The organism is Nocardia abscessus NBRC 100374 (assembly GCF_000308455.1).
GTDB lineage: Bacteria > Actinomycetota > Actinomycetes > Mycobacteriales > Mycobacteriaceae > Nocardia > Nocardia abscessus.
In genome coordinates, this window is the sequence record NZ_BAFP01000077.1 from 17,510 (window position 1) to 39,946 (window position 22,437).

The 22,437-nt window shown below is 64.4% G+C and carries 23 protein-coding genes and 1 pseudogene; 8 read left to right on the forward strand and 16 right to left on the reverse strand.

Features of this window, described 5'->3' with window-relative positions:
• Window positions 1–98: 98 nt before the first annotated feature.
• From ON19_RS14850 to ON19_RS14865, 4 genes are read right to left on the reverse strand one after another with little or no spacing between them, the layout of a single operon-like run.
• The gene (locus ON19_RS14850) at window positions 99–983 is read right to left on the reverse strand and encodes an amidohydrolase family protein (protein WP_051168887.1); all 885 of its coding nucleotides are present in this window, start codon (window positions 981–983) and stop codon (window positions 99–101) included.
• A complete protein-coding gene (locus ON19_RS14855; RefSeq protein ID WP_483243685.1) occupies window positions 973–1,926 on the reverse strand; it encodes a 3-carboxyethylcatechol 2,3-dioxygenase in 954 nt (317 codons plus the stop codon). Before ON19_RS14855 ends, ON19_RS14850 begins: the two co-directional genes overlap by 11 nt.
• Window positions 1,923–3,797, reverse strand: a complete 1,875-nt coding sequence (locus ON19_RS14860; protein WP_051168888.1) for an acyl-CoA synthetase — start codon at window positions 3,795–3,797, stop codon at window positions 1,923–1,925. The genes ON19_RS14855 and ON19_RS14860 overlap by 4 nt, the downstream gene beginning before the upstream one ends.
• Complete coding sequence (locus ON19_RS14865; protein ID WP_043691782.1) at window positions 3,794–4,660, reverse strand: fumarylacetoacetate hydrolase family protein; 867 nt, start codon at window positions 4,658–4,660, stop codon at window positions 3,794–3,796. Before ON19_RS14865 ends, ON19_RS14860 begins: the two co-directional genes overlap by 4 nt.
• Window positions 4,661–4,832: 172 nt before the next feature.
• On the opposite strand from ON19_RS14865, the gene ON19_RS14870 reads away from it, so the two are divergent.
• The 5 genes from ON19_RS14870 to ON19_RS44680 all read left to right on the forward strand — a co-directional run bounded on the left by ON19_RS14870 (window position 4,833) and on the right by ON19_RS44680 (window position 11,795).
• The gene (locus ON19_RS14870; protein ID WP_043691933.1) at window positions 4,833–5,345 is read left to right on the forward strand and encodes a TetR/AcrR family transcriptional regulator; all 513 of its coding nucleotides are present in this window, start codon (window positions 4,833–4,835) and stop codon (window positions 5,343–5,345) included.
• Window positions 5,346–5,532: 187 nt separating this feature from the next.
• Window positions 5,533–6,048: a VOC family protein gene (locus tag ON19_RS14875; protein WP_043691786.1), complete on the forward strand. Its 516-nt coding sequence runs from the start codon at window positions 5,533–5,535 to the stop codon at window positions 6,046–6,048.
• Window positions 6,045–7,703, forward strand: coding sequence for an FAD-dependent monooxygenase (locus ON19_RS14880; protein ID WP_043691789.1), 1,659 nt, complete (start codon window positions 6,045–6,047; stop codon window positions 7,701–7,703). The genes ON19_RS14875 and ON19_RS14880 overlap by 4 nt, the downstream gene beginning before the upstream one ends.
• Window positions 7,700–11,212, forward strand: a complete 3,513-nt coding sequence (locus ON19_RS14885) for an indolepyruvate ferredoxin oxidoreductase family protein (RefSeq protein WP_227954849.1) — start codon at window positions 7,700–7,702, stop codon at window positions 11,210–11,212. Before ON19_RS14880 ends, ON19_RS14885 begins: the two co-directional genes overlap by 4 nt.
• Window positions 11,213–11,264: 52 nt before the next feature.
• Window positions 11,265–11,795, forward strand: a complete 531-nt coding sequence (locus ON19_RS44680) for an NUDIX domain-containing protein (RefSeq protein WP_083899384.1) — start codon at window positions 11,265–11,267, stop codon at window positions 11,793–11,795.
• Here ON19_RS44680 and ON19_RS43750 read toward each other — a convergent pair.
• From ON19_RS43750 to ON19_RS41345, 3 genes are read right to left on the reverse strand one after another with little or no spacing between them, the layout of a single operon-like run.
• A complete protein-coding gene (locus tag ON19_RS43750) occupies window positions 11,741–12,022 on the reverse strand; it encodes a fumarylacetoacetate hydrolase family protein (protein WP_051168889.1) in 282 nt (93 codons plus the stop codon). The two genes, ON19_RS44680 and ON19_RS43750, sit on opposite strands and share 55 nt — an antisense overlap.
• Complete coding sequence (locus tag ON19_RS43755; RefSeq protein ID WP_306307044.1) at window positions 11,946–12,371, reverse strand: fumarylacetoacetate hydrolase family protein; 426 nt, start codon at window positions 12,369–12,371, stop codon at window positions 11,946–11,948. The genes ON19_RS43750 and ON19_RS43755 overlap by 77 nt, the downstream gene beginning before the upstream one ends.
• A 24-nt stretch (window positions 12,372–12,395) precedes the next feature.
• The gene (locus tag ON19_RS41345) at window positions 12,396–12,989 is read right to left on the reverse strand and encodes a TetR/AcrR family transcriptional regulator (protein ID WP_051168890.1); all 594 of its coding nucleotides are present in this window, start codon (window positions 12,987–12,989) and stop codon (window positions 12,396–12,398) included.
• Window positions 12,990–13,139: 150 nt separating this feature from the next.
• On the opposite strand from ON19_RS41345, the gene ON19_RS14900 reads away from it, so the two are divergent.
• On the forward strand, window positions 13,140–13,862 hold the full coding sequence (locus ON19_RS14900; protein WP_043691792.1) for a hypothetical protein: 723 nt from the start codon (window positions 13,140–13,142) through the stop codon (window positions 13,860–13,862).
• Between the two features lie 403 nt (window positions 13,863–14,265).
• On the opposite strand, the gene ON19_RS14905 is transcribed toward ON19_RS14900, so the two are convergent.
• From ON19_RS14905 to ON19_RS44520, 3 genes and pseudogenes are all read right to left on the reverse strand, one after another.
• Complete coding sequence (locus tag ON19_RS14905; RefSeq protein ID WP_051168891.1) at window positions 14,266–14,619, reverse strand: Atu4866 domain-containing protein; 354 nt, start codon at window positions 14,617–14,619, stop codon at window positions 14,266–14,268.
• A gap of 186 nt (window positions 14,620–14,805) precedes the next feature.
• Window positions 14,806–15,660: an alpha/beta fold hydrolase gene (locus tag ON19_RS14910; RefSeq protein WP_306307045.1), complete on the reverse strand. Its 855-nt coding sequence runs from the start codon at window positions 15,658–15,660 to the stop codon at window positions 14,806–14,808.
• Window positions 15,634–15,900, reverse strand: a pseudogene (locus ON19_RS44520) (epoxide hydrolase N-terminal domain-containing protein); the annotation flags it as partial. The gene ON19_RS14910 and the pseudogene ON19_RS44520, both read right to left, overlap by 27 nt.
• 104 nt (window positions 15,901–16,004) lie before the next feature.
• Between ON19_RS44520 and ON19_RS38920 the strand changes: the two are divergent.
• The gene (locus ON19_RS38920) at window positions 16,005–16,649 is read left to right on the forward strand and encodes a TetR/AcrR family transcriptional regulator (protein WP_051168892.1); all 645 of its coding nucleotides are present in this window, start codon (window positions 16,005–16,007) and stop codon (window positions 16,647–16,649) included.
• A 315-nt stretch (window positions 16,650–16,964) separates the two neighbouring features.
• Window positions 16,965–17,585, forward strand: a complete 621-nt coding sequence (locus ON19_RS14925; RefSeq protein WP_043691799.1) for a pentapeptide repeat-containing protein — start codon at window positions 16,965–16,967, stop codon at window positions 17,583–17,585.
• 49 nt (window positions 17,586–17,634) lie between these two features.
• On the opposite strand, the gene ON19_RS43760 is transcribed toward ON19_RS14925, so the two are convergent.
• From ON19_RS43760 to ON19_RS14950, 6 genes are all read right to left on the reverse strand, one after another.
• The gene (locus tag ON19_RS43760; protein WP_255218387.1) at window positions 17,635–17,757 is read right to left on the reverse strand and encodes a hypothetical protein; all 123 of its coding nucleotides are present in this window, start codon (window positions 17,755–17,757) and stop codon (window positions 17,635–17,637) included.
• Window positions 17,757–18,029: a hypothetical protein gene (locus ON19_RS43765; protein ID WP_227954848.1), complete on the reverse strand. Its 273-nt coding sequence runs from the start codon at window positions 18,027–18,029 to the stop codon at window positions 17,757–17,759. Before ON19_RS43765 ends, ON19_RS43760 begins: the two co-directional genes overlap by 1 nt.
• Before the next feature lie 206 nt (window positions 18,030–18,235).
• Window positions 18,236–19,510 carry an allantoate amidohydrolase gene (locus ON19_RS14935; protein ID WP_043691803.1) on the reverse strand — a complete coding sequence of 425 codons (1,275 nt, stop codon included), beginning with the start codon at window positions 19,508–19,510 and terminating at the stop codon, window positions 18,236–18,238.
• Window positions 19,507–20,826, reverse strand: coding sequence for an FMN-binding glutamate synthase family protein (locus ON19_RS14940; RefSeq protein WP_043691806.1), 1,320 nt, complete (start codon window positions 20,824–20,826; stop codon window positions 19,507–19,509). The genes ON19_RS14935 and ON19_RS14940 overlap by 4 nt, the downstream gene beginning before the upstream one ends.
• A 10-nt stretch (window positions 20,827–20,836) precedes the next feature.
• Window positions 20,837–21,553 carry a GltB/FmdC/FwdC-like GXGXG domain-containing protein gene (locus ON19_RS14945; protein WP_043691810.1) on the reverse strand — a complete coding sequence of 239 codons (717 nt, stop codon included), beginning with the start codon at window positions 21,551–21,553 and terminating at the stop codon, window positions 20,837–20,839.
• The gene (locus ON19_RS14950; protein WP_043691813.1) at window positions 21,538–22,437 is read right to left on the reverse strand and encodes a class II glutamine amidotransferase; all 900 of its coding nucleotides are present in this window, start codon (window positions 22,435–22,437) and stop codon (window positions 21,538–21,540) included. Before ON19_RS14950 ends, ON19_RS14945 begins: the two co-directional genes overlap by 16 nt.

Sequence of the window (22,437 nt, forward strand, 5' to 3'; positions counted from 1 at the left end):
ACACCGCCCTGCGGGCGGAATTCGCGGTAGCGCTGCTCGACGAGGCCGAGCGGCCAGCGCACCGGCGAACCAGGTTCACCGTCGCATCGGTGTGAGTGTTACGCGATTTCGAAGAGCCGTGCGGCATTTCGGTAGCAGACCTGTCGCAGCCACGAGTCACCCAGCTCCAGGCGCTCGAGCGCACTGATCGAATGCCCATAGGAGTAAGGGATATTCGGAAAGTCGCTACCGAACAGAATACGGTCACTCAACGAGCGCAGCCTGCCGTGCTCAGCGGTCGGAAAGGGTGCGGTAGCCTCGATGAAATCGGTCCACACCATTGTCGTGTCCAGGTGCACACCTGGGTATTCCTCGGCGAGATTCAGGAATTCGGAGTACTCGGGTGTGCCCATATGCGCGATGATCAGCTGTAGGCGCGGATAGCGTTGCAGCAGACCGGCAATGGGCTCCGGTCCGGTGTACTGGCCGGGCACGGGTCCGGAGCCGCAGTGGATCAGCACCGGTATCCCCGTGTCCTCGAGTATGCCCCACACCGGATTCAACAACGGATCACCGGGATGGAAGTCGCCGACCTGCACGTGCACCTTGAACACCCGGGCACCCCGCTCGATCGCCGCCTCCACATAACTGTCGGCGTAATGTTCGGGATAGAAGGTCGCCGTGTGCAGGCAGTCAGGGGTGCGTTCGGCGAAATCGGCGGTCCATTCGTTGAGCCACGCCGCCATATCCGGCTTGTGCGGATACACCAGTGAGGTGAACGCGCGAACACCGAAGCCGCGCAGTGTCTTCAAACGTAGCCGTTCATCGTCGCGGTAGGCGATCGGCCACTCCTGGCCGACCAGCGGAGCCGAATCGAAGTATGCCCACACCTTGGCCATGACCTGCTCGGGCATGAAATGCGTATGGACGTCAATGATTCCGGGCAGTTGCAGCCGGGTGCGGAAATCGGTCAGGTAGGTATTGTCGTCGCTGTCACCGATCATCGAGCAGCCTCCGAGCCGAGGGCGGTGGCAACCGAGAAGCCGACAACCCATTCCGGCACTGGTTCATAGAACCGTGTTGTCGTGTGATAGCTGCCGGTTGCAGAGAGCGAGGCGTAAGCCGCGATCCAGGTGCGGACCTCGTGCGCGGAGCCGCCGCCCTCTTCACCCATCCAGGCCGCGCTCCAGCGGTCGACCTCGTCGAGGTGCCGTGTTCGAAGACGTCGAGGACATGGTTGTCCCAGTGAGGGTTGATCGGGATCGGCGACCGCGCGCCTGCTCTATAGTTCACGCCGGTCACCAGCACTCGATGTTCGATACGAGCGCGCTGCTCGGGGGTGGGGTGCCCTTCGATGAGGGGCTCCGCCACGCGCTGTGTTGCGGACATGATGGAAGGCATGGGTAAATCGTTCGACAAACCTCCCGATCCGACGAAGAGCACCTGCTTCTGCAACTCGCGGGCGGCCTGGCCGAGAGCTAGTCCGAGCGATCGGATTCGGTGTGGAAGCCCGAATGGCGCGGCGACGCCGTTGATGAACACCGGCACTACCAGCATCCGATCGATCCCGCCGAACAAGATCTTCGTTGGCTGGACGAATCCGTGGTCGACAGGCATTCGCGCGGAGATCGCCGGATCAATCCCACGGTCCAGCACGCCTTGGGCCAGCAGCTCGGCCGCGACGGTATCGACGAGCAGGGGCCCGGGCCGGGATCCGAAATCGCCGACCGAATAGGCATCGACGCCGAGGCAGAACTGGGGCATCGTCTTGTGGAAGAAGGCGTTGTAGTGGTCCGGTACATACAGTACGACGAGCTCGGGCGCGAAATCGGCCACGAAGTCGCGAGCCTGTCCCAGTGCGCTGTAAATCCGGTGCACAGCAGCTGGATTCGGGTCACTTCTGCCGATGAGCGGTGAATGCGACATCGTCACCACAGCGGCGGTCACCCGGCTGCTCCCGGTGGGATGGCGCGTTGTGCGCTATGGAGTTCGTAGGAGAACGAATAGGCGTCCAAGCGGGTTACAAGCGCCCGAACATGTTTTTCGGGCAGGTCGGCGGGCAGGTGGATATCGGCGTGTGCCCGGCCGTTTCGATCTTTCACGAAGATGTGGGCGTGCAGCGCACCGGCTTGCAATTCGTGCTGGACGACGCGATCGACCGAGTCGTGCCGCAGCGCCACCTTGTTCACCTTGCCAACCGCGGTCAGCGGGATCGAGGCGACGATGTGGAGGTACTTCGGGGTGGCAGCGGGCTCGGGGGCATGCTGGATCGCCCACTGGCGGAGCTCGTCGGTATCCGGATTTGCTCCGGGCCGCAAGACCAGGTAGGCGGCCGGTACTTCGCCGGAATGCGAATCAGGCCGCGAAACCACCGCCGCTGCAGCCACATCCGGGTGCGCGAGCAGGGCGTCTTCGACCTGGTGGGGATCGATGTTGTGGCCACCGCGGATGATCAGATCCTTTTCGCGGCCGGTGAGGTAGACGAAGCCTTCGGCATCCACCCAGCCGAGATCGCCGGTGATCAGCCATCCGTCGAGGATCACTCCGTCCGGATCTGGTCGCGGCCCGGTCGCGCTGGGGCGGAGATATCCGGGAAATACGCTGGGTCCCTTGATCGCCAGCACTCCGATTTCTCCGGTCTCGCAGTCGTCGAACGACAGTTGGTCGCTCGCAAGCCGGACCGCTTTGACTTCTTGATAGGGCAGGGCCGGCCCAACCGATCCGGTGCGCGCGCCGGTGATGGGGGAAAAGGTGTTCACGCAGGTACCTTCGGTAAGCCCGTAACCCTCGACCATCGGCACTCCGGTGGCTTGCTCGAAGTCGGCGCGCACCCTGGCGGGCAGTGGTGCGGCCCCGACGATTCCGGCCCGCAGGCTCGACACGTCGGAGTCCGCCGGTACCGGGGGGAGCGCCGCGTAGACCGTCGGCACTGCGGAGAAGGTGGTGACCTGATATTGCTGCACGATGCGCCAGAAGTCGGCCATGGCATCGCGGTCGCGGTAACCGAGTGCGCCCAGGGACACGATGGCGCCACCGCGAAGCAGCGGCGTCAGCGTGGACACCAGAATCGCGTTGACGTGGAACAGGGGCAGACCACTCAGCACGACGGTATTGCCGCCGAACGCCTCGTGCTCACCGAGAGCCCAGGCGACGTAGACCTCTCCAGCATGAGTGTGCGGTGCGACCTTCGGTATGCCTGTGGTGCCGCCGGTGTGGAAATAGGCCGCGATATCCCGAGGGCCGCATTGATATTCGCCGGTCAGTCGATCGGCCGGCCGGGCAGCGGTCAGCTGCTCGAAATCACCGACCCAGGTGCGCGGTGCGGCACGAGCGCTGCCGCCGACGGAGATGAGCGCCCGCAATTCGGGCAGCGCCTCCGCGACAGAACACGCCTTCTGCCAGCCGTCGGCATCGAGTTCCGGTGCGGGTGCGAGAAGAATACGCACGCCGGTGAGGCGCATGATCTCGATGATGTGCGCGGTGGCGAGCATGGGATTGACCGGGTTTGCGATGCCTACTGCCTGCGCGCCGAGCAGCGCGGCATACGTCGCACCGGTGCTGGGCAGCAGGAATCCGACGACGCCGCCGGGCTCGAGCCCGAGGGCGACGTAGAGATTCGCTGCTCGGGTGACTCGTTCTGTCAACTCGCGGTAGGTCCAAGTCACGGGCTCATCCCAGCGGGCGCCGCCGGGCAGAAGGTGCAGAGCCGGGCGCTCCGGGTGGGCTCGGGTCGACCGGACGAGCAGTTCGTACGTCGTTGTGGGCAAGCGTTTTTCGGAAATGACCGTCGCGGCGGAGCGCTCGAGATCAACGCTCATGCCGATGCCACCAGACTGGTCAGCACGCCGATGCCTTCCACCTCGATCTCCACCAGGTCTCCCGGCCGGAGGAATTGGCCGGAGAACACCCCGGCGCCGCGCGGTGTGCCGGTGCAGATCACATCACCTGGATGCAGCGTCTGGTATCTCGACAGATGCGCGATCAGCTCCGGGATCGTATGGATGAAGCTGCTGGTGCGATCCTCCTGGCGCAGTTCACCATTCACGCGGGTCCGGATCGAGAGATCGGGCTCGAGGGTGAACTCGTCCGCGGTGACCAGGCACGGGCCCAGTGGGGTGAAGGTATCGAAGCTCTTGGCTACGCCGATCGACGCCACCGCGTCGCCCAGCATCGCACGCCGCTGGATATCGCGTGCCGAGACATCGTTGGCAATGGTGAGGCCGCCGACGTGCGCCCACGCCTGCTCGGCACTCACACTGGTCGCGGCACGGCCGATCACGACGGCGACTTCGCCCTCATAGTCGACTTCGTCGGCGGCAACCGGGGGCAGGAGGATCAACCCTCCGGGATCGGCCACCGAAGAACCTGCTGTTACCTGCATACTCGGTTCTGTCGGCAGGTCGATGTCGGTGCGTCCGAGTGCGGCGAACGCCGCAAGGGCTTCCTCGGCATGGCTGGGGTAGTTCAACCCGACGATGACCACTTTGCCCGGACGGGCCACCGGCGCCCGCAAACTTGCGTCGGCCAACGGCAGCTCGAGGCGCGTGGCGGCGTTGCGGGCGCGCTCGAGACCCGGGCCCGCGAGTAGCTCGCCGATATCCCGATAGGGCAGGTCTAACACGGAAAGCAGTCCGGGGCGGTCCTCCCTGGCGATGCCGACGGTGGTGGCGTAGAGACGCATTTCGGAACCTCCGCGATCCAAGGCGGCCGTAGCGCCGCTCTTGATTGATAGTTAAGAGCGTACTCGACTCGCGGTCAAGAGGTGGCTGCCGGCGCAGTAAGCTCGCGCTATGCCCAGGAACCGACAGCAGATCCCGAAGGCGGAGCGCGAGGCGGCCGTTATCGAACACGCGGTGGAACTCTTCGCGGCAAACGGCTATCGGGGGACGAGTGTGGCCGCGGTCGGGCGCGCCGCGGGGCTCGCCTCCTCGGCGGTCCACTGGTACTTCCCGACCAAGGATGACCTGTTCGCCGCAGCGGTCACATCAATATTCGCGACGGCCCGCGATCGAATCGAGGCGGATCCTCAGATCGCCGGCAATCCGCGCGACGAGTTGGTCGGGCTGTTGGATGCCGTCCAGCCCTATCGGGCGCTGCATCGCGAGGCCTATGAACGGATGGGGGAATCCGAGTCCGTTCGTGCCGCATATGACGAGATTCAGCGTTGGCTGGAGCAGCGGCTGTTCGCGGTAATCGCCAATCGCCTACCCAAGGGTGCGGATGTGGAGTTGATCGCCGACATCGCGCATGTGCTCTTCGAGGGAGCTCTCGTCAGTATGCGCCGCCTGGATCGGCCGACCGGCGACCTGATCGACCTGCTCACCGACTCGTTGGTGGCCACGGCGGCTGTGAAGGTGCGCCGCTGACGGCTTGCGTGCGCCGAGATCGCCTGTAGCGCACGGGGTTTCCTCTGAGCGTGGACTTCTTTTCGTCTTCGATCGACCTCCTGTGGAATCGATATCGCCCGATCTCTTGACTGGCAATCATGAGGACGCCTACACTGTCTTGAGTCACAGTCAAGAGATTTGATCTCACTACTCGGAGGTGCCAACGATGGCGTCACCAGTCAAACTCGCGCACGTTGTCTTGCGAACTGGCCGGCTTCAGGAAATGACCGACTGGTACGTGCGCGTCCTCGAGGGCCGCGTCGCTTTCGCCAACAACATGCTGGCCTTCATGACCTACGACGACGAGCATCACCGCGTCGCCTTCATTGCGACCGGCGCCTCAGAGCGGCCGGACGATGTGCACACGGGCCTGCACCACGTCGCCTTCACCTATGAATCGCTCGGCGGCCTGCTCGGCACCTATCGTCGGCTGAAAACCGATGCACTCGAACCTTTCTGGTGCGTGAACCATGGACCGACGATGTCGATGTACTACCAGGACCCGGACGGCAACCAGATCGAACTGCAGATCGACAGTTTCGCAACCGAAGCCGAGATACAGGCATTCCTCGAGTCCGATGCGTTCGTCACCAATCCCATTGGAGTCGACTTCGATCCCGAAGAGCTGATCTCCCGGTTCGAATCGGGCGAACCGGTCGCGGAACTGGTGAAGCGGCCGTGAATCTCGAAGAACAAATTCCGGTCGTCATCGTCGGGGCGGGACCGGTTGGATTGGCCACCGCGTATGTCCTCGGTATGCATGGGGTTCGCAGTGTGGTGTACGAACAGTTCGACGGCATCAATCCACATCCGCGAGCGCACGTCGTCAATACCAGATCCATGGAGCTGCTTCGCAATTGGGGTGTCATCGACGGGATCGTCTCTGATGCGGTCGATCTGACCTGCGGACTGAGCTTTGTCTGGAAGCACACCGTAGCGGGCGAGGAATTCGGTCGTATCGACCTCGCGGACTCGCCGCCGGAGCAACTTTCCCGGCGATTGGATTCCTCACCGGTAACCATCTCCTCGTGTGCGCAGGACCGTGTACAGCAGCGATTGCTCGACGCGGTGCGGGACCAGGGCGTGGCCACCGTTCGATTCGGCGCTCGGGTGACCGAGGTCGACGATCACGGTGATGCGGTGACCATCTCGGTCGGAACAGGCGGTGGCACCGAGCAACTCCGGGCGGACTATCTCGTGATCGCGGAGGGCGCCGCCGGATCGATCCGCCGGGCGCTGGGTATCAAGGTCGAGGGTATCCCCGAGTTCGGCAGGCAGATCAATGTGTACTTTCACGCCGATCTGACGCGGTGGACGGACACGGATCCCGCACTGTTGTTCTGGGTGCTCAATACCGGCTGTCCCGGCGTGATCATCCGTATGGGCGCGAATCGCTGGACCTTCAACATCGGCTACGACCCCGCTTTGGAAACGGTTGCCGACTACACTCCGAAACGCTGTGTCGAGCTGATCAGGGCCGCTGTCGGCGCTCCCGAGCTCGAGGTGGAAGTTCGGTCGGTAGGCAGTTGGGTGCTGGGAGCGAGCACGGCCACGCAATACCGGAAGGGCCGCGTGTTCCTGGCCGGCGATTCGGCGCACCAGTTCCCGCCCACCGGCGGTCTGGGGATGAACACCGGACTTGTCGACGCGGACAATCTCAGTTGGAAGCTGGCGGCGGTGCTCAATGGCTGGGCCCCTGAAGGCCTCCTCGACACCTATTGCGCCGAGCGTCGTCCGGTTGCCCTGGCTAACGCGCAGAGCAGTATCGCCAACGCGGTCAAGATGGCCGACGCCGGGATCGGGCCCAATACGATCGAAGTAGCTGCGCGCCTTGAAAGTTCGGATCCGGCCGTGGCTGCGGCCGAGCGGGTTCGTCTGGGCGCGGCAGTGCCCGAACAGCGTCCGCACTTCGACCATCTCGAGCTCGAGATCGGCTATACCTATGCGGCGCGGAATGAATCGGACCTGTCGGTGGACCCGATCACCCACGCGGTGCCCGGCGGTCGACTGCCGCACGGTTGGATAATCAAAGAGGGCACCCGAATTTCGACGCTGGATTTGGTGCAGCCCGGGTTCACTCTTATCGCCGGATGCGATGGGATCGGCTGGGCCCACGCCTTGGCCGAGGTGGCTGGGGCGGTGCCCGCTCGAGCATTTGTGGCTGGGCGGGATTTCGAATTCGAAGGCGCGGCCACCTGCGGACTCTCCGCTGCCGGTGCGGTTCTGGTGCGTCCTGATGGGCATGTGGCCTGGTATTCGGCAGAGGCATCGGTGCATCCGGACGACGACCTGGCGCGCGCGCTCGATGTGGCGCTGGTGAGGACGAGTGCACTGTGATCGATCGAGAAGCACCATTGTCTCCCTCGGGTCGCTATGTCGCGGAACGCGGTACGGTCCACCTCACAGGAATTCAAGCGCTCGTCCGGCTGCCGCTGGATGTGCGACGGGCAGACGAACGCGCCGGGCGCCATACCGCCTGCTTCATCTCCGGCTACGAAGGCTCACCGCTGGCCGGCTATGACACCGAGCTGGCGAGGAACGCAACGCTGCTCGCAGACCACGACATCGTGTTCCGGCCGGGCGTGAACGAAGAGCTCGCCGCGACAGCGGTGCAGGGGACACAGCTTGCGGCGATGCAGCCCGACAAGCGAGTCGACGGCATCAGCGCAATCTGGTACGGAAAATCGCCGGGTCTGGATCGCGCGTCCGATGCTATCCGCCACAGCAACATTATGGGAACCCACGCGGTAGGCGGGGTGCTGGCACTCGTCGGCGACGATCCGGCAGCGAAATCTTCCTCCGTGCCCGGAGCCTCGGAATTGCTGCTCGCCGATCTCGGGCTGCCGATCCTCTATCCGGCAGATCCACAGCAGGCTCTGGAGTTTGGTCTGCACGGGATCGCGCTGTCGCGGGCGTGCGGGCTATGGGTAGCCATGAAGGTGGTCACGAATGTCGCGGACGGGTCCGGCACCGTTGTACTGGATGCCGATCGAGTCCAGCCCGTGCTGCCCGATCTCGTCGTGGACGGCAGCGAGTACCGGCACGAGGTGACCGCACATATGGTCCCGCCGACCCTCGGCGCACTGGAACGCAGCCGAGACGGTGCTCGTCTCGAACTCGCCCGGCGCTACGCGGCGATCAACGACCTGAACCGCATGACGTGTCATGGCACCGGAGATCGTGTGGGAATCATCGCCGCCGGCAAGACGTTTCTCGATGTCCGCCAAGCGCTGCGCACACTCGGGTTCGACGAGGAGGAACTCGCGAGGTCCGATCTCCGGCTGCTGCAACTCGGGATGATCCATCCGCTCGAACCGTCGATCATCGAGACCTTCGCCGACGGTTTGACCGAGATCATCGTGGTCGAGGAGAAGCGGCCATTCATCGAGACAGCGGTCAAGGACCTGCTGTATGGGCTCGATGGTGCGCCGGCAGTAACCGGCAAGCGCATGCCAGGTGGCACTACTCTCTTCCCGCTCGACGGCGAGCTGGATCCGGACGTCGTCGCTGCCGGACTGGCATCGCGAATGTCCCGAATCGGCGGTTTCGCCAGTGTCGACGCGTGGCTCGCACGCGCCCGACCTCGACGTGGGCCGATTTCTCTACCCTTGGTGACCCGCACCCCATACTTCTGTTCTGGTTGCCCACACAACATTTCGACCAAGGTCCCCGCCGGAGCGACCGTAGGCGCCGGAATCGGCTGCCACTCGATGGTCACGATGATGGATGCCGCTCATGTCGGCGATGTTGCCGGAATGACGCAAATGGGTGGTGAAGGTGCGCAATGGATCGGTATGGCGCCGTTCCTCGAACGCGACCACCTCATCCAGAACCTCGGCGACGGTACCTTTCACCACTCCGGGAGCCTGGCGATCCGGGCCGCCATTGCCGCGGGCGTCGACATCACCTACAAACTGCTCTACAACTCCGCGGTGGCGATGACCGGGGGCCAGCAAGCAGTCGGCGCGATGTCGATCCCTGCTATCTGCGAGGCGATGACCGCCGAAGGCATCGCCCGGATCATCATCACCGCCGACGACGTGGGTCGATATCGCAAGACGAAACTGCCCAGAGGAGTCCAGGTATGGTCGCGTGACAGGTTGATCGAGGCACAGGAGGTGCTGGCAACGACCAAGGGCGCCACCCTCCTCATCCACGATCAGGAGTGCGCCACGGAGCTACGCCGTAAACGCAAGCGCGGGCTGGCGCCCGAACCTGCGCAGCATGTGATGATCAACGAGCGGGTATGCGAGGGATGCGGTGATTGCGGCCAGAAGTCGAATTGCCTTTCTGTACAACCAGTCTCCACCGAGTTCGGGCGCAAGACCAAGATCGATCAGTCCTCGTGCAACAAAGACTTCTCGTGTCTGGCCGGGGACTGTCCGTCGTTTCTGACCGTCATTCCGGTGGGAAAGAAGCCACGTGGAGCCGTGGTTCCTTCCATCGATGTCACCACGATTCCGCAGCCCCGCATCGGTTTCGAAGGTACACACACCACGCGGATCACTGGGGTCGGCGGAACCGGCGTGGTGACTGTGGCGCAGCTACTCAGCACTGCGGCTGCTCTGTCGGGGCTGCAGGTGCGTGCGCTCGACCAGACCGGGCTCGCGCAGAAGGGTGGTGCGGTTGTATCGGACATCAAGATCACGTCCGTGCCACTGGAGCAAGCGAGCAAGGCCGTCGACGAGGAGTGCGACCTCTACCTCGGCTGCGATCTCCTCGTTGCCGCAGACGATAGATATCTCGTTGCGACGCACCCGGAACGCACCACGGCCGTCATCTCAACCAGTGAAGTCCCGACGGGGCAGATGGTGACCGACCCCACCGTGGAATTTCCCGCACGGGGGCCAGTCGAGAGCAAGTTGCGTTCGGCGACCCGGGACGCGGTCTTCCTCGATGCTCGCCGGGCGGCAACCGTGTTGTTCGGAGCCGACCAATACGCCAACCTACTGCTCGTCGGTGCGGCCGTGCAGACCGGAGCCCTGCCGCTGGCCCCGTCCGTCATCGAGGACGCGATCACCCTGAACGGTGTCGAAGTCGCCGCGAATATCGCGGCATTCCGGTGCGGCCGTATGGCGGTGGCGGATCCGTCGGCGTTCGCGGAGGTGGTGGCGGGACAGCATGGCGCGGTGGATCGGAATCGACCTCTCCCGAGCAGAATTCGTGAGCTTGTCGTTGTCGCGGCGGGCGATGCGGACACGGAATTGGCGCGGTTGCTCACTGTCCGGGTGCCGGATCTCGTCGAGTACCAGAGCATCGCCTATGCCGAACAGTACGTCGAGTTCGTTGAGCATGTCCGGAGCGTGGAATCCCGGTCGGTCATCGGTGCGACGGCGCTGACGGAATCTGTTGCGCGCCACCTCTACAAGCTCATGGCCTACAAGGACGAGTACGAGGTGGCGAGGCTGTCGCTCGACCCGGCGATGCACGCAGCGGTCGCCGCCGAATTCGGCCCGGGTGCGCGGGTGTCCTACCGGCTGCACCCGCCGATCCTGCGGGCGTTGGGTATGAAGAGCAAACTGGAACTCGGACCATGGTTCCGCCCGGTCTATCGGGTTCTGTTGAGCATGCGCCGGCTCCGCGGCACTCGGCTCGACCCCTTCGGCGCGGCTGGCGTCCGCAGACAGGAGCGTGCCCTCATCGTGGAATACCGAGCGCTGCTCGAGCGACTCCTGGCAGATCTACGACCCGAAAATCATTCCCTGGCAGTGGAGATCGCCGCCCTTCCGGATATGGTGCGAGGCTACGAATCGATCAAACTGGACAATATTGCGCGCTACCGAGCCGAGGTCGCACATCGGTTGGGGGAATATCGGCCGGCAAAGCGCCCGATAGGCCCGGCATAGCTCCATGTGGAGTTCGCTTCGGAACGGAAGCCGTTGAGAACGAGGAGAACGCATGGGAGTTCGGGAAGGCCTCCCGGTGGTCGGAGTGGGAGTGATCGTCGAACGGTCCGACGGGCATATCCTGCTCGGACGCCGCACCAAGCCGACCGAACCACCGAGGTGGTGCCTGCCGGGCGGCCATCTCGGAGTACGGCGAGAGTGCCGAGGATGCTCTGTCCGTGAGACCCTCGAGGAATCCGGGCTGGCCGATCTGACCAAGGTGACCACCTTTGTGGTCGCGGTGGATGGACAACGTCAGGGTGGTGTGGTGTTCGGGGGTGCATGCGCGAAGCGGTGGAATCCCCGCTGGTCCCGGCGAGCCCGAGGTATTCCCCGAATGGATATGGGCCGATCCAGAGAATCTGTCTACAACACTGTTCGAGCAAGCCGGTGTGCTGGTGCGATCGTGGAGGAGCGACGAGGCGGGACCTGGCTGGCAGGCCTATCTCGTCGCTCGTTGAGATACATGTCGGTAGAGCTGTGGCCTTCTCAGGCCATGGCGACCATGTTCACGAGGGTGCCGATCTGTTCGACCTCGACCTGAGCCACGTCGCCGGCGCGCAGGAAGCTCTCGGTGAATTGCCCTGCACCGCGGGGCCTCCCGGTGGCGAAGACGTCACCGGGCTCCAGCGTCTGATAGCGCGACAGGTAGCAGATCAGTTCGGGAATCGAGTGGAGCAGGTTGCCGGACCGGTCATCCTGCCGCAGCTCGCCGTTCACCCAGGTGCGGTTGCGAAGATCCAGCGGCTGGGTGAACTCGTCGACGGTCACCCAGACACGGCCCGAGGGGTTTGAAGGTATCGAAACTCTTCGCGACGCCGATGGAGGCGACGAGATCCCCAGCGTAGGCAAGCCGTTGGACATCACGCGCAGTGATATCGTTGAGCACCGTCAGCCCGGCCGCACAAGCCCATGCGTCGGAGTGCGTTCCGACGTTCTTGACGGTGTGACCGAGCACCACCGCGATCTCACCTTCGAAGTCGACATGTGGCGGCCGCCTCAGGCAGCACGATGGGCATATGCTGGCCGGTCGCCGCCGATCCTGCGGTGATCTGGATGTTGCCGCCAAAGGGGGCGCTGGTGCGGCCGACCGGGTATGGATCAGTCTGTTCATAGCCATACGAACGGCTCCACTAATGCCGTCTTACATCGCCGAACCTTTCATCGGGCGCATGCCCGCCTCGATCGCGGCGGCCGCAAGGGTGTGGAACATCTGGTCGACGGTTTCGGCGGAACTGACAAGCCCGCCTTCGATCCAGGTTCGGATGGCGGTGATCAGCATACTGGTGACCATCGCGGCCAGCAGGGATGGGGCAACGGTAGGGGCGGCGGTGGAGACGCGTGCGGTGAGTCGGGCAGTGAGGGTTTCGGTTATCTCGTCCTGCAGGGCGGTGAGGAACAGCATGAGGCCGCGGTCTTTGGCCATCACCCGATAGAGGTCGGCTTGGGCGCCGAGGTGGCGGAGCAGACCAAGGGTCGGGTAGATGCGGGTCGGTTCCGCTGCCTCGGTTTCGAGGCTGACGAGCAGGTGATGGACCCCGTCGACGAGCAGGTCGTCCTTGTCGGTGAAATGCGCGTAGAAGGTGGACCGGCCGACGTCGGCTCGGTCGACGATCTCTGCGACGGTGATCGAGTGGTAGGGCTTGCGGCGCATCAGGTCGACCAAGGCCTGCACGAGCAGCCGTCGGGTGCGCTGCGACCGCCGATCGGTCTTAATTTCGCGCATCGGCACCTCCATTGTCGGACAGTTTCGCGCAAGTGTTCGGTAGTGCGCAGCAGGACGGATTTGTAGGTTGACCTGGATTCTTTCGCGAAACGATACTCCGTTACAAGACAACTGTCCGATAGCGGGCAACCGTCTTAACCACTCGATTTGCAGGAGGAAGATATGGAAAGCCCGAACGCGCCCGCGGTGAGACGCGCGCTGCGCATCGTGGGAGGTGTGTCGCTGCTGCTCGCTCCGCTGAGCGTGGCGGTCGGCTGGGCGCTCAACTACCTGAGCGTCGGCGATTTCTTCACCTTCGACTTCAGCTCGCCCTACACCAGCTCCGGCAAGTCGTCGTCGGCCGAACAATTCGTCGCGACGATCACGGGTCCCGACGGCGGGTTCAGGTCACTGCTGTTGCCACACTATTTCGTGTATGCGGCAATGCCCGTCTTCATCGCGGCGGCTTTGTACCTGGCGAGCATCGTGTTCCGTTCGTCGCCATGGCACGCGGTGATCGGATCGGCGCTGACCACGGTGGGCGCGGTGTATTTCATCGGAGTGTTGGGTGCGTGGCTGGCCTTCCCCGCGCTGGCTGATGTGCCGGCGGACCAGGCACCCAACGTCTTGCCGATGGTGCGTGCCCTGACGACCGTGCAGGGCGTATTGATGGTGTCGACGACGTTGTCGATCCTTGTGTTCGTGGGTCTGATCGTGTTGGCATGCGCGCTGTTTCGGGCTGACGTAGTGCCTCGCTGGTCGGTCGGATCGATCATCGCCGGCAACGTGCTCATTCTCGTTTTCGCAGGCACCGAGAACTGGATGGTGATCGGTTCGTTGGCGATGTTGGTCGGGCTGGCACCGCTGACCGTGAACGTACTGCGCGGTACGACGGTGACCACGTAGGCATCGGCGACGTCATTGACGGCTCGGTCGCGGCTTGCTGGAGCCGACCGGGCACCGCCGGTCGGCGACGGTCACGTCGAATGCTCGGCCATCGGCCCGCTATCTCAGCAGGTGCCCGTGAAATCCTGCGATCGTGCCCAACGGGCGTCGAGGTTGCCGATGAAGAGCTTTCCTGTGGAGTTGAACGGGGACGGTGAGCGGGGGCACCTGCTGCTGTTCGGCACGGTCGCCGACGGTTGCCTGACCTTCTTCGTATTGTTCGTGCTGGTCTCACGACGGCCGTCAACCCGACGGGAGAGATTAAGCCCGATGCCAGGAAATGGCCCACAAACAGCCATGGCAGTAAACATGTAACTAGTCGCTCGTCAGACACATCCGGGGAGAGCCGCCTAGCGGACGGTGTTCAAAGCTTTTCCCGATGGAATGTGTAGCCACCGTGCCGGAGGGTGTCGGCGTCGACGAAGGTGCCGTCGGCGGTGAAGCCGGTGTCATCGACGTAGTCGATATTCGTCCCGGTGACGATGTAGCTGCCGGTGTAGGCACTCGTGCGGTCGCCGCGGGCCTCGTCGTAGCGGCCATCGGCGCGCAGTTGTTGGCGGATATAGTCGTCGGCGGTCGCCCATGTGCCGACGTAGGAGACGTTCGACGATCCGATGGTCGCAGCTCTGTCATGGTCGGTGGGTGTCGGGTTCGCGCAGGCGACCACTGCCAGTACAGGCGCCAGGGCACGCAGTCGGACCGGGGATTTCGAGGTCATCTCCGAAACGTATCGACCGATCGCGTGAATGTGGATGGACGTGCTCCTCCTACCCACCTGAGTTCATCGCCTGTACCGCACGCGGTTTCGGTGAACGACGCTCCCGGGTCCGGGCGCACGCGCGGGACCTGGGAGCGTCGACTCAGCTGTGAGTGAGCGCGCCGAAGAACGCTCGGATGTCTTGTGTCAGCAGCCCGGGCTGCTCCAGGGCAGGGAAGTGCCGCCACGCTCGAACTCGGTCCAGTGCACGATGTTGTTCGAACGCTCGACGAAGGCACGGACGGGCAAGGTGATGTCGTGGGCGAATACCGCCATGCCGGTCGGCACGGCGGACTCGTCGACCTCGGCCCAGACGCGAGCGGATTCCTTGTACAGACGGGCCGAGGATCCGGCGGTGCCGGTCAGCCAGTACATCATCACGTTGGTCAAGAGCCGGTCACGATCGATCGCGCTGTCCGGTGTCCCCGTCGAGTCGGTCCACTCCTGGAATTTCTCGACAATCCACGCGAGCTGGCCGACCGGAGAATCGGTGAGCCCGTAGGCGAGGGTCTGCGGGCGAGTCGCTTGCACGGCGATGTAGCCGGAAGACTCCTGCTGATGGCGTTGCCAGGTCAACAGGCGTGCGGCGTCGAGATCATCGAGTCCGTCCGCATCACCGCTCGGGTAGGTGGGGGTGCCGGCGAGATGGATGCCCAGCAGGCTGTCGGGGGCCAAGACACCCATCTCACGGGAGATCCCCGCTCCCCAGTCCCCGCCTTGGGCGCCGAAGCACTCATAGCCCAGCCGGGTCATCAGTTCCAGCCATGCCCCGGCCACGCGGCGGTAATCCCACTGCGTCCCTGGTGTCGGACCCGAGAATCCGAAGCCGGGGAGCGAGGGAATCACGACATGAAAAGCATCGCGAGGATCGGCGCCGTGTGCCCTGGGGTCGGTCAACGGGCCGATGAGGTCCAGGAATTCCACGATCGATCCCGGCCAGCCATGGGTGAGGATCAGCGGGATCGCCGAGGGCTCGGGCGAGCGAATATGCAGGAAGTGCACGTTCGTTCCGTCGATGGTGGTGGTGGACTGGGGGTGGGCGTTGAGTTCGGTCTCTGCGGCCCGCTAGTCGTAGGAGGTGCGCCAGTAGTCGGCCAACTCGCGCAAGTATGCCGTCGGAACCCCGTAGTCCCAGCCTACGCCGGGCAATTCCTCGGGCCAACGCGTGGTGGCGAGTCGGGTCGCCAAGTCGTCGAGGTCGTGCTGCGGGATCGCGATACGGAACCGGTTGATCTCGTTCATGTATGTCCTCACCTCTCATAATTGAACCGTCGTTCAAGCTACACGTCGGTAGTGCTCAGGCATCGGATAGGGTTGAACCATCGTTCAAGCGCAGGAAGGGTCGTATGCCCAGAACGCCAGAGGCGGCGGCGACAGCGCGGGCCGCCACCCGTACCCGGATTCGCACCGCCGCGATCCTGCTCATGGCCGAGCAAGGCTTCAACGCCACCACCCTGCGCCAAATCGCCGCCAGGGCCGGCGTAGCCGACGGGCTCCCCTCGCACTACTTCGGTAGCAAGAACGGCCTGCTCATCGACATCGCCGATCACTGGCGCGACCGTACCCGCGCAGCGCTGACCGAACAGCGAAACGACGGGCCGGAGGCTCGATTGCGACTGCTGGTCCGCTCCGCGCTCCGAGGGCTGGGCACCACCGCGGCGGAAGTCGAGCAGGGCCGCGCGACCGCGGCCCTGCTCGCCGATCCCCAGGTGCGCCGGGTGCTGCGTGCGGCCGGTGCTGACGACGAGTCCGCCGACCTCCTGGCGGCCGTGGCGCAGGCGCTGCACGACATCGGTTCTCCCGACCCCGAAGGGGACCAGATCTTGCTGATCGCCGCCATCCGTGGCGGGCTCTCCCTTGCCGCGGAGGACCCTTCATTCCCGTTGTGCACGGTGGAAGACGCACTGCTGGGGCGTCTCGGGTGCGGCGCCGACTCCGCTGCTGTCACCGTCGCCGGAGCAGATTCGATGCACGGGGGTACGAACACATGAGTGGTTCTCGGCCGTCAGAATTCTTCGATATGGTTTCCAGCTTGTTCGGCGCACGTCGTCGCAGCCAGGGCGTGGTTTCCCTGGGCGCAATGCACCCTGAACAGTGCGCCGGGCCAACGGCTGGTGGTTTATCACGCTGCGCCGGACAGCAATTCGGATGCGGCGCTGCGCATGCTCGCCGGTCCGGCCGCGTGCGAGCTGTCAGTGGTCCGGGTCGATCGAGAGCCGCTGATGTGAGGCGCGAATCCCGACAGTTCGGTCTGTCGATGGGCTCGGCTTCCTCGACGCCCACGATGACCCGGGCGGGAACCTTCCATGGCTGATCGCCGCGAGGGTGAGCACGCGGCACCGACCGAGAGCATCGTCCGAGGCGCGGACTGGTACAGGCGTGAGCTAGTCGGCGACAACCACACCCGCGTCGAGTTCCTCGATGTCGATATGAGCGAAACCGTCACGCGGAATACGGTTTTCACCGAATGCGCCTTCCGCAATGTAAGTTTCAATCAATCCACACACACGAACACGGCCTTCCTGAACTGCACCTTCACCGCCTGCACGCTCTTCGAAACCGAGTTCACCGCCTGCAAGCTCACCGGCAGCATGTTCGATCGATGCACATTCACCCTGCTCACCGTGACCGGCGGCGACTGGTCCTTCATCGGTCTACCCGGCGCTGACCTACGCAACACCACCTTCGACGACGTCCGCTTGCGCGAAGCTGACCTGACGTTCGCCCGTTGTCAAAAGGCCACCTTCCGTAATGTCGATCTCTCCGGTGCGTGGCTCAGCAAAGCCGACTTCACCAGCGCCGACCTACGCGGCAGCGACATCTCCGCCCTCGACCCCTTGAACACCACGGTCACCCGCGCGATCGTCGACCCGAACCAAGCGATCGTGCTCGCCACCACCCTCGGTGTGCAGGTGCTCCCGAGCTAGCGAGACGCACCCCGGACTTATCCGAATGGCTGCTGATATCGAACGCCTCTCAGCGACCCGGACGCCGCCGCGCGGCCGGGTCGCTGTCGGCTTGATAACGGCGCAGCCCCTCATCGGACACCCGGGCGTACTTCGCGAGGCTGCGCACCGAGCTGTGACCGGACAACTTCATCAACACCGGCGTCGATGCCCCTCCTCCGCGGCGTGCGCGAGCCGTGAATGCCGTAGCTGGTGCAGCGTGTACGGGCCGCAGTCGAAGGACTTGGTGTGGGCCTCGAACAACTCGGCCGCACGCCGGTAGGACAGCCGCGACCGTCCCGTATCCGGGTCGGGGTCGTTGGTGGCCACCGAGGGCCGGGCCTTGCGGTCGGTGAGGAACAACGGATAAGCATCTGGGGCGCCATCTACGACGACCTCGGCAAGATCGTCGACTTGATCGACCACAACATTGCACAGGTCCCGCCGATCATTATGGATCTGGATACGGTCGGAGCTCCGCCAGTGACCTCTGGTCCGCCGAAGGCGGGCGCGGCCGATCCGTCGGCGGATCAACCGCGCCGCGCTTTTGGGACGGAACCCACGGCGCCGTGCAGCTCGCGGGCGTAGTCGAGGCCTGACGGTGATATGGATGGGCGTGGACATGGTGCTGCTCAATGGGTGGTTGCTCTGGACGAGGCTGGTGGGCGCACCCATTCCGTCATGACATCGGCGAGTGCCGCGACGCCGGCATGGCAGTCGTTGGATTCGGCGAACTCGACGGGGGAGTGGGAGATGCCGGTCGGATTGCGGACGAACAGCATTGCGGTGGGTACGTGTTCGGAAAGGATCCCGGCATCGTGACCTGCCGCGGTGGGCAGGACCGGGATATCGCGGAGATGTGCGAGGGCACGTACGATCCTGGTCCGCTGTTCAAGCGGGAAATCTACGATGGGACTGGTCGATTCGGTACGAACCGCCAGTCCGATCCCATCGTCCTCCGCGTAGTTGCGGGCTTGGTTGGCGATGCGGGTGACCAGGGTGCGCAAGGTGGCCTCGTCCGCCGCGCGGGCGTCGAGCCAGGCTCGCACCTGCGAGGGGATCGCATTGGTGCCGTTCGGTGCGACCAGAACCTTCCCGAAGGTGGCCACCGAATTGAGTTTCGTGGCTTCCTCGCGGGCAGCCTGGACCGACGACGCGAACGCCAGCATCGGGTCGTGCCGATCGACCAGGCGGGTCGCCCCGGCGTGATTGGCTTCGCCGGTGAACTCGAATTCCCAACGGCCGTGCGGCCATATCGATGACGCGATCGCCAGGGGCCGGTCGATGAGATCGAGGGCACGGCCCTGTTCGATATGGAGTTCGACGAAAACGCCTACACGATCGGCGAGGGCCGGGTCGGCGCCGAGGTGCTCGGGGTTGCGTCCCGCCCGGGTGAGCGCTTCCGCCAGGGAGATGCCGTCGCTGTCGCGCAGGCTGAGCGCCCGATCCGGTGCGAGTGCGCCGGTTGTCAGTTGCGAGCCGATACAGGCGACCCCGAATCGAGCTCCCTCCTCATCGGAGAATGCCACCACCGCGATGGGGATCGAAGGTTCGATACCTCGTGCCCGCAGCAGATCCACCGCGGCGAACGCCGACACCACCCCGAGGGGCCCGTCGTAGGCGCCGCCGTCGGGCACCGAATCCATATGCGATCCGGTGACGAAGGCGCCCAACGGTTCACCGATCCAGCCGCGCGGCAGCCACCAAGCCCACAGATTGCCGTTGCGGTCTTCCTCGACATCCATGGATCGGTCTGCGGCGCAGCCGGTGAACCATTCCCTCAGGGTGAGGTCGGCATCGGTCCACGCGTAACGTCGGTAGCCGCTAGTGCCTCCATGCCTGCCGACATGCAGGATCGGCGTCCAGAGTGAATCGAAAACCTCTGCGATATCGCGTGTTTCGCTCATGCGAGTGATCCCGGAATCCAATTGGTGCCTGCAAGCGGAACTCGCGCCATGGCCGAGGCTTCCAATGTCAGAGCGACCAGGTCTTCCGGCTCCAGATTGCGCAGATGCGATTTTCCGCAGGCCCGCGCCAGAGTCTGCGCCTCCATGGTGAGCACTCGCAGATAGTTGGCAAGCCTGCGCCCGCCTTCAACAGGGTCGAGGCGCTGCGCTAGTTCCGAGTCCTGCGTCGTGATTCCGGCAGGATCACGGCCTTCTTGGAAATCGTCGTAGAAGCCTGCGGCCGAACCGAGCTCGGCGTACTGCTCGGCGTAACGGGGGCTGTTGTCGCCCAGGGCGATCAGGGCAGCGGTGCCGATGGCCACGGCGTCCGCACCGAGTGCCATCGCCTTCGCGACGTCCGCTCCAGTGCGGATGCCGCCGGAAACGATCAGTTGCACCTTGCGGTGCACATCCATTTCTTGCAGCGCCTGTACGGCCTGGGGGATGGCGGCGAGAGTGGGGATGCCGACGTGTTCGATGAAAACGTCCTGGGTGGCCGCGGTTCCGCCCTGCATACCGTCGACGACGACTACGTCCGCGCCCGCCTTGACCGCGAGTTTGACGTCGTAGTAAGTGCGGGTGGCGCCGACCTTGATGTAGATCGGCTTCTCCCACTGCGTGATCTCACGCAGTTCGATGATCTTGATCGCGAGGTCGTCCGGCCCGGTCCAGTCCGGGTGCCGGCAGGCCGATCGCTGGTCGACGCCCTGCGGCAGGGTGCGCATTCCGGCGACGCGGTCGGTGATCTTCTGTCCCAGTAGCATGCCGCCACCGCCCGGCTTCGCGCCCTGACCGAGGACGATTTCGATGGCATCGGCCTTGCGGAGATCGTCCGGGTTCATTCCGTAACGTGACGGAAGGTATTGGTAGACCAGGTGCTTCGACTGACCGCGCTCCTCCGGCGTCATACCGCCGTCACCGGTGGTTGTCGAAGTGCCCACCGCACTGGCACCGCGACCGAGCGCTTCCTTCGCCCGGCCCGACAGCGCACCGAAACTCATTCCCGCGATGGTGATCGGTATATCGAGGTGCAGCGGGTGTTTTGCGTGCCGATCACCCAGCACGATATCGGTGTCGCAGCGTTCGCGGTAACCCTCGAGCGGGTAGCGCGACATGGACGCGCCGAGGAACAGCAGGTCGTCGAAGTGCGGTAGTGGACGTTTGGCGCCCCAGCCACGGATATCGTAGATACCGGTTTCGGCGGCGCGCTGGATTTCGGCGATAACCCGGCGGTCGAAGGTCGCGGACTCGCGTAGTGCGGGATTCGGCGTGCTCATCTGTGGCCTCCTAGTACGCGGTCGCGTTGTCGACGTGGAAGTTGTACAGCTGGCGTGCCGAGCCGTAACGGGTGAAGTCGGTGGGGTCCGCGTCGAATCCGGCCGAGAGCAGTAGCTCGCGGAGTTCGATGAGATGTTCCTCGCGCATGGGTTTGCGGACACAGTCGGCGCCGAGCGATGCAACTGTGCCGCGTACGTAGATGCGAGCCTCGTACAGCGAGTCCCCTAGCGCCTCGCCGGCATCGCCGCATACCACCAGCCGTCCGGCCTGGCCCATGAAGGCGCTCATATGGCCGATGTTGCCGCCGACGACGATATCGACACCCTTCATCGATATTCCGCACCGCGCGCCGGCATTGCCCTCGATGACGAGCAGCCCGCCGTGCGCGGTGGCTCCGGCCGACTGTGAGGCATCGCCACGCACCCGCACGGTGCCGGACATCATATTCTCGGCGACGCCGACGCCCGCGCTACCGTTGATGGTCACCGTGGCCATCTGGTTCATGCCCGCGCAGTAATAGCCGACGTGCCCGTCGATCGTCACTTCGACATCGCGGGTGAGCCCGCACGCGAGTGCATGTGCCCCGCGAGGATTGGTAATCGTCAGTTCATCCGGCGCATCTGCGGACGCGAGTAGCGTATTCGCCGCGCGCACATCAGATTGCGCGAGGTCGAGCACGGTCGAGGTGACGGCGGGCTCCTGATCGGTGGTCACTGTCGGTGCCATACGTACACCTCTTCCGGTTCGGGTTCGAAGATGCGGGCCCGGTCGATGCCGGGCAGTTCGGCCAGCGCGCGGTATTCCGATGCCATGGCGACCCACTGCTCGGTCTCGGCGATGATGGCCGGTTTGCAGGAGATGGAGTCACGGACGACGGCGAACGAATCGCTGGTCGAGACCAGCAGCGTGTAGAAGCCGTCGAAGGTTTCGTTCAGTAGCAGCAGCGCCTTCTCGAGATCGGCGCCACCGGCCAGCTGTCGCGCCACGAAACGCGCACCGACCTCGGTGTCGTTCTCACTGTCGAAGACCGTGCCGTGGCGTTCGAGCTGGTGCTTGATGCTCATATGGTTGGAGAACGACCCGTTGTGCACCAGGCACTGGTCGGTTCCCACGGAGAAGGGGTGTGAGCCCGCCGCGGTGACCGCCGATTCGGTGGCCATCCGGGTGTGGCCCACACCTTGCCAGCCCTGCGCCTGCGGCAAGCCGAAGCTGGTCGCGAGCTCGGTGGGATTCCCGATGCCCTTGAGGACCGTCAGATCGGAGCCGAAACCGATAACGCGCGCTGTGGGGTCACTTGCCCGGATAGCCGCGACGAGCTCATCGGTGCCGAGTGGGCCGTGCAGCACCGTGGTCGGTGTCAGATCATGCACCGTGATCGGCACACCCACTGTGGTGGAGAGGAGTCCAGCCCAAACCTCGGCGGCCATCGACGCGCCGAGTACCGACACGGTCGCGTGGCCGGCAGGCGACCAGGTCGGATCGCCGTAGACGGCGATACCCGCCGAATCGGGTCCTCGGTCACACATTTGGTCCAGCATGCCGCTGAGTAAGACGCCCAGTGACGGGTAGAGGGCAGGGTCACGCAGGTGAAGCCCGACGATTCCGCACAC

Coding starts and splice junctions, on each gene's coding strand:
- ON19_RS14905 (WP_051168891.1), bottom strand. CDS start 14,619: ATGACCTCGAAATCCCCGGTCCGACTGCGTGCCCTGGCGCCTGTACTG.
- ON19_RS14935 (WP_043691803.1), bottom strand. CDS start 19,510: ATGAGCGAAACACGCGATATCGCAGAGGTTTTCGATTCACTCTGGACG.
- ON19_RS41345 (WP_051168890.1), bottom strand. CDS start 12,989: ATGGAGGTGCCGATGCGCGAAATTAAGACCGATCGGCGGTCGCAGCGC.
- ON19_RS14875 (WP_043691786.1), top strand. CDS start 5,533: ATGGCGTCACCAGTCAAACTCGCGCACGTTGTCTTGCGAACTGGCCGG.
- ON19_RS43755 (WP_306307044.1), bottom strand. CDS start 12,371: ATGGCTATGAACAGACTGATCCATACCCGGTCGGCCGCACCAGCGCCC.
- ON19_RS14945 (WP_043691810.1), bottom strand. CDS start 21,553: ATGGCACCGACAGTGACCACCGATCAGGAGCCCGCCGTCACCTCGACC.
- ON19_RS14925 (WP_043691799.1), top strand. CDS start 16,965: ATGGCTGATCGCCGCGAGGGTGAGCACGCGGCACCGACCGAGAGCATC.
- ON19_RS14860 (WP_051168888.1), bottom strand. CDS start 3,797: ATGAGCGTTGATCTCGAGCGCTCCGCCGCGACGGTCATTTCCGAAAAA.
- ON19_RS14865 (WP_043691782.1), bottom strand. CDS start 4,660: ATGCGTCTCTACGCCACCACCGTCGGCATCGCCAGGGAGGACCGCCCC.
- ON19_RS14900 (WP_043691792.1), top strand. CDS start 13,140: ATGGAAAGCCCGAACGCGCCCGCGGTGAGACGCGCGCTGCGCATCGTG.
- ON19_RS44680 (WP_083899384.1), top strand. CDS start 11,265: ATGGGAGTTCGGGAAGGCCTCCCGGTGGTCGGAGTGGGAGTGATCGTC.
- ON19_RS43760 (WP_255218387.1), bottom strand. CDS start 17,757: ATGAAGTTGTCCGGTCACAGCTCGGTGCGCAGCCTCGCGAAGTACGCC.
- ON19_RS14940 (WP_043691806.1), bottom strand. CDS start 20,826: ATGAGCACGCCGAATCCCGCACTACGCGAGTCCGCGACCTTCGACCGC.
- ON19_RS38920 (WP_051168892.1), top strand. CDS start 16,005: ATGCCCAGAACGCCAGAGGCGGCGGCGACAGCGCGGGCCGCCACCCGT.
- ON19_RS14850 (WP_051168887.1), bottom strand. CDS start 983: ATGATCGGTGACAGCGACGACAATACCTACCTGACCGATTTCCGCACC.